Annotated in this window: 1 protein-coding gene; it reads left to right on the plus strand. The window is 46.2% G+C overall.

Going from position 1 to position 2,230, the window contains the following annotated elements; genetic code table 11:
• The first annotated feature begins 223 nt into the window (after positions 1 to 223).
• A complete protein-coding gene (gene glmS, locus HZY94_RS08980) occupies positions 224 to 2,041 on the plus strand; it encodes a glutamine--fructose-6-phosphate transaminase (isomerizing) (RefSeq protein WP_179925864.1) in 1,818 nt (605 codons plus the stop codon).
• The last annotated feature ends 189 nt before the right edge of the window (positions 2,042 to 2,230 follow it).

The following is a 2,230-nucleotide window of genomic DNA, read 5'->3' on the forward strand; positions in this document are numbered from 1 at the left end:
AATTATATTGTATCAAGACTATCTCCATAAAGCAAAAAAGCAACGGCTCTTAAACCGTTGCTTTTTTGCTTTAGTCAGAGAGACTTTTGTCCCAAACTCCTTTTTGATTTGCTCCCCTATACCAATTGCTGACTCTTGACAAAGAGGGGTGAAAAAACTATAATTTTGTCAGTTAATTCACAAAAGTCGAATTAGACTATACCAATTTTTGGAGGAATTCAAGATGTGTGGAATTGTTGGTGTTGTGGGAAATCCCAATGCAACAGATATTCTTTTACAAGGACTAGAAAAACTCGAGTATCGTGGCTATGATTCAGCCGGTATCTATGTTTCAAATGGTATGAAGGACGGCCGTTTGGTCAAATCCAATGGTCGGATTGCGGATTTGGAAGCGAAGGTTGGCGAAGAGCTGGCTGGTTTTGCAGGGATTGGTCACACCCGTTGGGCAACTCATGGGAAGCCGAGCGAGTTCAATGCTCACCCGCACCAATCGGAGTCTGGTCGTTTGGTTATGGTTCACAATGGAGTGATCGAGAACTATGCTGAGATTCGCGCTACATATTTGGAGAACCACCACTTCCAAGGTCAGACCGATACTGAAATTGCGGTTCACCTTGTGGGACACTTTGTAGAAGCGGAAGGCTTGAGCGTTTTGGAAGCCTTCAAGAAAGCCCTTAATATTATTGAAGGTTCTTACGCCTTTGCCTTGATGGATACTGAAAATCCCGAAGTGCTTTATGTTGCTAAGAACAAATCCCCACTTTTGATCGGTTTGGGCGACGGCTACAATTTGGTGGGCTCAGATGCCATGGCCATGATTCGTGAGACCAGTGATTTTAAAGAAATTCACGATAAGGAATTGGTGATTGTGGAAAAAGACCAAGTCACTATCATGGATTATGCAGGGAACACGGTTGAGCGTGATAGCTACACTGCTGAGTTGGACTTGTCTGATATTGGTAAGGGCACCTACCCTTACTATATGTTGAAAGAAATCGATGAGCAACCAACCGTAATGCGGAAACTCATCTCCACCTATGCGGATGCCGATGGTCACATGCAGGTGGATCCAGCAATTGTACAAGCGGTGCAGGAAGCAGACCGTCTCTACATCATTGCAGCGGGTACATCCTACAATGCTGGGTTTGCATCCAAGAAGATGTTGGAAGAGTTGACCGATCGACCTGTGGAGTTGGGAATTGCCTCAGAGTGGGGCTATGAGATGCCGCTTTTGAGCCAGAAACCACTCTTTATCTTCCTAACCCAATCAGGGGAAACGGCTGACAGCCGTCAGGTTTTGGTGAAAGCTAATGAGATGGGAATTCCAAGTTTGACGGTGACCAATGTACCAGGGTCAACCCTCTCCCGTGAAGCGACCTATACTCTCCTCCTCCATGCGGGGCCAGAGATTGCCGTTGCTTCAACCAAGGCCTATACGGCGCAGATCGCAGCCCTTGCCTTTTTAGCAAAAGCAGTTGGCGAAGCCAATGGGAATGCTAAGGCAGCGGCCTTTGACTTGGTGCATGAATTGTCCTTGGTGGCTCAATCCATTGAGGCGAGCTTGTCAGAGAAGGACCTCGTTGATAGCAAGGTTCGTAGCCTCTTGGAAACAACCCGCAATGCCTTCTATATTGGACGCGGTCAGGATTACTATGTGGCCATGGAGGCCAGCTTGAAGCTGAAAGAGATCTCCTATATTCAATGTGAAGGTTTCGCGGCGGGTGAGTTGAAACACGGAACGATTTCCTTGATTGAGGACGGTGTTCCAGTAATTGCCCTCCTGTCTGCCAATGAGAAGGTAGCGGCTCACACTCGTGGAAATATTGCCGAAGTGCGGGCGCGTGGTGCCCATGTCTTGACTATTGTTGAAGAAGGGGTAGCGCGTGAGGATGACGATATTGTTGTCAACCAAGTCCATCCTTACCTTTCAAGCATTGCCATGGTAATCCCAACCCAATTGATCGCTTACTTTGCGACCCTTCATCGTGGTTTGGATGTGGATAAGCCACGGAACTTGGCCAAGTCTGTAACTGTTGAATAAGCTCCAACCTCTCCTTTGGGAGAGGTTTTTTCTGGTTCAGTCAGTCCTTGTAGGAGGAACTGCACGACAAACGCATGAAGAAAAGCAGAGTTTGTAAGTTTTCAGAAACCGATAATTATTCGAAAAAACTATCTCTTAAGTCTATAATTAACATAGGAGGTGGTTTTATGAATCTCTTAATTACCTATT

The sequence above is a fragment of the Streptococcus danieliae genome, from assembly GCF_013415245.1.
Taxonomy (GTDB): domain Bacteria; phylum Bacillota; class Bacilli; order Lactobacillales; family Streptococcaceae; genus Streptococcus; species Streptococcus danieliae_A.

Coding starts and splice junctions, on each gene's coding strand:
- glmS (WP_179925864.1), top strand. CDS start 224: ATGTGTGGAATTGTTGGTGTTGTGGGAAATCCCAATGCAACAGATATT.